The organism is Lichenihabitans sp. Uapishka_5, from assembly GCF_033947565.1.
Taxonomy (GTDB): Bacteria; Pseudomonadota; Alphaproteobacteria; order Rhizobiales; family Beijerinckiaceae; genus Lichenihabitans.
In genome coordinates, this window is record NZ_JARPVX010000136.1 from 1 (window position 1) to 6,093 (window position 6,093).

Sequence of the window (6,093 nt, forward strand, 5' to 3'; positions counted from 1 at the left end):
GCGAGCGCCTTTGGCGCCACGCCGCGTCCGATGAACCCATGAGCGGCGGCGCGATGCCCGGCACGGCGTCCGTCGACCCGGCCCGGCGCTTCTGCCTGGTGGTGATGGGGGTCAGCGGCTGCGGCAAGACCACGATGGGAGAGGCGCTGGCGGCGGCGCTGGGCCTCGCTTTCGTGGACGGCGACGACCTGCACCCGGCCGCCAACGTGGCCAAGATGGCGGCCGGCACGCCGCTCGACGACGAGGACCGCTGGCCTTGGCTCGACCGGGTCGGGGCCACGCTGGCCGACCGGTCGGCGACGCCGGCCGGGATCGTGATCGCCTGCTCGGCCCTGCGCCGGCGGTATCGCGACCGCATCCGGGCCGCCACGGGTTCGGCGCTGCGCTTCATCTACCTGGACGCCGAGGAGGCCACGATGGTGCGCCGGCTCGAAGCCCGGCCGAACCACTACATGCCCCCTTCGCTGGTACACAGCCAGTTCGCGGCACTCGAGCCGCCCCACCCCGAAACGGAGGCCGACGTCCTGGTGGTGCCGGCCATCGGGGCGGTCGGCCCCAAGGTGGCGGCGATCGTCGAAACGCTCACCGGCCAGCCCGCTTGAATCGTTAAGCACGCCTGCGTTTCGGCGGGCGGTCAGCGCCGCGTCGCAGCCGGTCTTCAGCTTTGAGAAGGGCCGGCGCCCTAAGGCTGTGGGCTCATTGTCGAGTGCGCAGATATGTCGGTTGTTTCGCCCGGCCGACGCCGGCCGGATCTGTCTCCGCGGATCCTCAACATCTTGCTGTCCGTGATCATCGCGCTGATCTGCGGCGGGGTCGCGGTTCTGGCGCGAGCCGCCTGGGTGAGCGACAGCGCACGCGCATCGGTGGAGGCCGGCAACCTGACGACGCTGATCGCGCAGGACGTGCAGCGAAACATCGACCGCTTCGACTTCGCCATCCAGGGCGCCCGCGACGCCGTCGCGAAACCGTCCGTCATGGCCGCCCCTGTCGAGCTGCGCGATGCCGTGCTGTTCGGACGTGCCGCCACCACGGCTTTCCTGGACAGTGTCACCATTCTGGACGCGGCCGGCCATGTCGTCGCATCGTCGCGCCAGGCTCAAGCGACGCTCACCAGCGAGGCGGACCGCGATTATTTCCGCATCCACGCCTTGATGCCGGACTTCGGCCTTTTCGTCAGTCGGCCCATCACGTCGCGACAGGACGGCGAGCAGGTGGTGGCGCTGAGCCGCCGGGTGACGCTCGAGGATGGCAGCTTCGGTGGCGTCGTGGTGGGCATGCTCCGGCTGGACTACCTGCGACAGATGTTCGGGCAGACGCCCCTCGGGCCGCATGGTTCCTTGTCGCTTTTCCGCACAGACGGCACCCTCATGGTGCGCCAGCCCTTCGACCCGGCCCTGCTCGGGCAGCGGCTGATGTCGCAGAAGCTGATCAATGCGTTGAGCCGATCGGACGAAGGGGAATACCAGGGGGCTTCCGCCATCGACGGCGCGGAACGCCTGTACCATTACCGCCGCCTCGACCGGTTGCCGCTGGTGATCAACGTCGGCCTCAGCGTCGCCGACATCCATGCCGCCTGGCTGCCGCGAACGGCGCTGATCGGGATCGTGGTGGCCTTGAGCTGCGGCTCGATGATCCTGGTTACCCGCCTGCTCGGCCACGAACTGCGGCGCCGGGTCGAGGCGGAAGCCGCACTGCTGAAGCTCGTCGATGCCGATGGCCTGACCGGTCTCGCGAACCGCCGCTGCTTCGACCGGGTGCTGGCCGAGCGCTGGCAGCAGGGCCTGGATGCCGGACGGCCCTTGTCGCTGCTGATGATCGATGCCGATCATTTCAAGCCCTTCAACGACCTGTTCGGCCATACGGCCGGCGACGAGGCGTTGCGGCAGATCGCCCGCTGCCTGGACCTGCATGCCCAGCGCGAGGGCGAGCTCGCGGTGCGCTATGGCGGCGAAGAATTCGCCATGATCCTGCCGAACGTCGGCGTGCCCGAGGCGGCCCGGATCGCCGAACGGGTGCGTCGCAGCGTCAGCCATCTGCGGGTCGCGCATCCGGGCTCGCCGCACGGGCACCTGACGGTCAGCATCGGCTGCGCCACGGCCGATCCCGTGCTGATGAGCGGCTGCGCCGATCTGGCGACGGCGGCGGACGAAGCGCTTTATCGCTGCAAATACGCCGGCCGCGACAAGGTGCTGGTGTCCGGCATGGCGGCTTAGCGACCATCGATGGGTGTCGTGACCCACCGGCCTGCTTCAAGATCGATTAACCCGTTGCGGTCAGGGTGGGGGCGCCGGGCTCGAGCTCCGGCGCGGGACGCCGCATGACCTCCAGCACGAACTCGACCTACCTCGACTACCAGCTCTACGCCGGCAACATGGCGAAGAGCCTGAACCGCGTCGCGTCCGAACCGACCGTGAAGAGCGCCCAGGCCTATTACACGGCCAACATCGGCAAGGTGAAGACGGCCGACGACTTCCTGAACAATTACAAGCTGTTCAGTTATGCCATGCAGGCGTCCGGCCTGAAGGACATGACCTACGCCAAGGCCTTCATGCGCAAGGTCCTGACCAGCGACCTCAGCGATTCCTCGAGCTTCGTCAACAAGCTGACCGATCCACGCTTCAAGGATTTCGCGGAAAAGTTCTCGTTCACCACGAAGGGCACGGCGACCAGCGCCCTGGCGGCGCAATCCACCACGCAGCAATCCCGCACGATCGCGCTCTACACGGCCAAGGCCGGCTCATCGATCGATGCCACCCTGGCGACCGCCTACTACCAGTCGAACATCGGCAGCGTGAAAAGCGTCCAGGACCTCGAAAGCAATTCGCAGCTGCTCGACTACGTGATGACCGCCTACGGGCTCGACGGCAACACGATCGAGAACGGATCGCTGACGGCCTCGACGGCCGCCGGCAACGACCTCGCGGCCGCGCTCGAAAGCGATCCATCCGACCCTGGCAGCGTCGCCAACCAGATGGCGGCCGGGGTCGCCGACACATCCAACATCCCGCTCGTGGTGCAATCGGCCGCCAACCAGGAAGCGACCTCGACGGCCTATTCCAACACCTACGGCCGCACGACCGACCTCATCCATTACGAGAACACCATCGGGACGGTGCATTCGCTGGACAGCTTCCTGGCCGATCCCAAGCTCGTGTCGGTGGCGGGCCAGGCCTATGGGCTCGACACCAGCAGCTATTCGACCACCGACATGAAACGCATCCTGAGCAGCAACCTCGACGACCCCTATAGCGTGGCCAACATGCTGGGCAGCAAGGCCGTCGCCTTTGCCAAAGCCTTCAGCTTCGCGACCTCCGCCGACACCACCAGCCCCTATACGGCGCTGTCGCAGGACTTCAATTTCGACACGAACGGCAAGGCGGCCTCGATCCGCACCGCCCAGGCGACGGTCGACATCGCCAACACCGAAACGCTCTACATGTCCAAGGCGAAGAGCGACAAGGTTTCCCAGGCGGCGGCCAAATCCGAGACCACCTACTACACCACCGCCATTGCGGGCGTGAAGACGCTCGACGACCTGCTGTCGGACAGCCGCATGGTGTCCTACATCAAGACCGCTTACGGCTTCGATCCCAAGACCTCGACCACCACATTGCGGCAGATCCTGACGAGCGACCTGACCAACCCGAAGAGCGTCGCCAACCAGATGGGCACCGCGGCCCGCCGCCTGACGGAATCCTTCAACATCTCGAAGACCGGCACGCTGGAGCGCAGCAGCACTGGCGCCCAATCGGCCAAATCCGTGCAGGCGATGAACGACGCTTATCTGGAAACGACGCTCGAGGACGAGGCGGGCGACCAGAGCGCGGGCGTCAAGCTGGCGCTGTACTTCCAGAACAAGGTCACTACCGGGGCCGTCACCAGCGCCTACAGCATCCTGGCCGATTCCGCTTTGCTGAAGGTGGTGCAGACCGCCCTCAGCATCCCGTCCTCGACCTCCAACCAGGACATTGACACGCAGGCGAACCGCATAAATAGCCGGCTCAAGCTTTCCGACCTGCAGAACCCGGCCAAGATGAAAAGCTTCATCTCGCAATTCGCGACGCTCTACGACCTCGCCAACACCAGCTCGAACAGCGACACGATCACCACCTTGTTCGGCTGACAGGGTCCGCGGGGCGCGTCGACTTCAGGCGGCCGTCCAGCCGCCGTCCATCACGAGGTTCGAGCCCGTCACCTGGGCGGCGGCATCCGAACACAGGTACAGCACGGCTCCCGCCACCTGCTCCACCGTGACGAACTGCTTGGTCGGCTGCGCGGCCAGCACCACATCGTTCACCACCTGCTCGCGCGTCAGGCCGCGCGCCGCCATGGTGTCGGGGATCTGGCGTTCGACCAGCGGGGTCCAGACATAGCCGGGCGACACGCAATTGGCCGTCACGCCGGCCGTCGCCAGTTCCAACGCCACCGTTTTGGTCAGCCCCACGAGGCCATGCTTGGCCGCCACATAGGCGGCCTTGAACGGCGACGCGACGAGCGAATGGGCCGAGGCCGTGTTGACGATGCGACCCCAGCCGCGACGCCGCATGCCCGGCACCGCGGCCCGGATGGTGTGAAAGGCGGCCGACAGGTTGATGGCCAGGATCGCGTCCCAATCGGCCACGGGGAAATCCTCGATCGGCGACACCCGCTGGATGCCGGCATTGTTGACCAGGATGTCGACCGCGCCGAGCCTCGCCTCGGCCTCGGCCATCATGGCGACGATCTCGGCCGGTCGCGTCATATCGGCCGGCGAATGCAGGCAGCGCACCCCATGGGCGCCGCCGATCTCCGCGCAAAGGGCCGCCACGGCGTCGGGCGCGCCGAAACCGTTCAACATCACGTCGACGCCTTGCCGCGCGAGCGCCTGCGCCACCGCGAGGCCGATGCCGCTGGTCGAGCCGGTGACGACGGCGCAACGGTGAGGATCGGGCATGGGCGTCTCCGGTTCGGTCCCTAAGGCTCGCCCGGCGGCGCCCGATTGGCAATCCCGGGCGGGGGCCCGAATGCCGGCTACGGAGCCGTTAACCAACCTTTCAGGGCTGTGGGCTATTTTCCCACTACAAAGACATGGGGAACGGTCGTGTCACTCTCGATATCGCATTCGAACAGCCTCGCCACGCAGCTCATCAAGAGCATGCGGGAGTCGAGCAGCACCAGCACGGCGGCGAGCGGCACGTCGAGCGACAGCACGGCATCGGCCTCCTCAACCACGGCGACGGTGGACAGCGCGAGCGGTCAGTCGGCCATGCTGGCCTTCCTGGCCCAATTGTCGGCCGTGTCGAGCGGGACCACGAGCAGCGGCACGGAGGGCGGCACCAGCACCAGCGCCACGACGGGCCCAACCAGCCCGCCGCCAGGTGGTCCGCCCCCAGGCGGCCCGCCGCCCGGCGCGGCATCGGGCACCAGCAGCGACAGCACGACGACCTCGAGCCTCTTGTCCTCGCTGACGGGTGCCACGGGCACCGCAAGTGCCACGTCCACGGCGAGCGACGGCACGACCGCGACCTCGGCCTCCGCCATCCTGGCGGCTTTCGACAAAGCCATGGGGACCATGGGCGTCACCGCCGGCACCGGCGGCGGCACCTCGACCGGCAGCATGCCCCCGCCCCCGCCTGGACCGCCACCCAGCGGCGGCACGGGTTCGACGACCGCATCGTCCGTAACGACGGCCTCGTCCTCGACCAGCGCAACGACGGCCAGCGGCACCGCCGCGACGGCCACGACCGACAGCCAGCTCGAGGCCTTTATGCAGGCCATGCAGGCCTACACGTCAAACCTCACGCCCGACACGGGCGTCGTCTAGCCGAGGCGCGTCAGGGCGAGCCGCGGCCCGGGCGACGGCTTCAACACCAGCGGCAGGCCCGCCACCACCAGCACGGCGGCTTCGCAGGCCGCGGCCATCGCCTGGTTGAGCCGGCCCTGCTGGTCGCGGAAGTCGCGCGCCAGCCGGTTGTCCGGCACGATGCCGGCCCCCACCTCGTTCGACACGAACACCACCGGGCCGCGCAGCCCCGGCAGCGCCGCCACCAGGGCCTGCGTGGCGGCCGCGACATCGTGCTCGCCGAGCATCAGGTCTGTCTCTTATACACATCT

At 67.8% G+C, this 6,093-nt stretch carries 6 protein-coding genes; 3 read left to right on the plus strand and 3 right to left on the minus strand.

The annotated features are described in order from the left end of the window. The first annotated feature begins 104 nt into the window (after positions 1–104). The 3 genes from P7D22_RS22030 to P7D22_RS22040 all read left to right on the plus strand — a co-directional run bounded on the left by P7D22_RS22030 (position 105) and on the right by P7D22_RS22040 (position 4,123). Positions 105–602 (plus strand): gluconokinase, encoded by a 498-nt coding sequence (locus P7D22_RS22030; protein ID WP_442916131.1) that lies wholly within the window; start codon positions 105–107, stop codon positions 600–602. A 183-nt stretch (positions 603–785) separates the two neighbouring features. Beyond that, positions 786–2,213 carry a GGDEF domain-containing protein gene (locus tag P7D22_RS22035; protein ID WP_319936405.1) on the plus strand — a complete coding sequence of 476 codons (1,428 nt, stop codon included), beginning with the start codon at positions 786–788 and terminating at the stop codon, positions 2,211–2,213. Between the two features lie 104 nt (positions 2,214–2,317). Next, positions 2,318–4,123, plus strand: coding sequence for a DUF1217 domain-containing protein (locus P7D22_RS22040; RefSeq protein ID WP_319936401.1), 1,806 nt, complete (start codon positions 2,318–2,320; stop codon positions 4,121–4,123). A gap of 24 nt (positions 4,124–4,147) precedes the next feature. Here the strand turns inward: P7D22_RS22040 and P7D22_RS22045 are convergent, their stop codons facing one another. The 3 genes from P7D22_RS22045 to P7D22_RS22055 all read right to left on the minus strand — a co-directional run bounded on the left by P7D22_RS22045 (position 4,148) and on the right by P7D22_RS22055 (position 5,757). Next, the gene (locus tag P7D22_RS22045; RefSeq protein ID WP_319936402.1) at positions 4,148–4,933 is read right to left on the minus strand and encodes a 3-hydroxybutyrate dehydrogenase; all 786 of its coding nucleotides are present in this window, start codon (positions 4,931–4,933) and stop codon (positions 4,148–4,150) included. Positions 4,934–5,046: 113 nt separating this feature from the next. Further along, the gene (locus P7D22_RS22050) at positions 5,047–5,190 is read right to left on the minus strand and encodes a hypothetical protein (RefSeq protein WP_319936403.1); all 144 of its coding nucleotides are present in this window, start codon (positions 5,188–5,190) and stop codon (positions 5,047–5,049) included. Positions 5,191–5,235: 45 nt separating this feature from the next. Further along, the gene (locus tag P7D22_RS22055; RefSeq protein ID WP_319936404.1) at positions 5,236–5,757 is read right to left on the minus strand and encodes a hypothetical protein; all 522 of its coding nucleotides are present in this window, start codon (positions 5,755–5,757) and stop codon (positions 5,236–5,238) included. Positions 5,758–6,093: the final 336 nt, after the last annotated feature.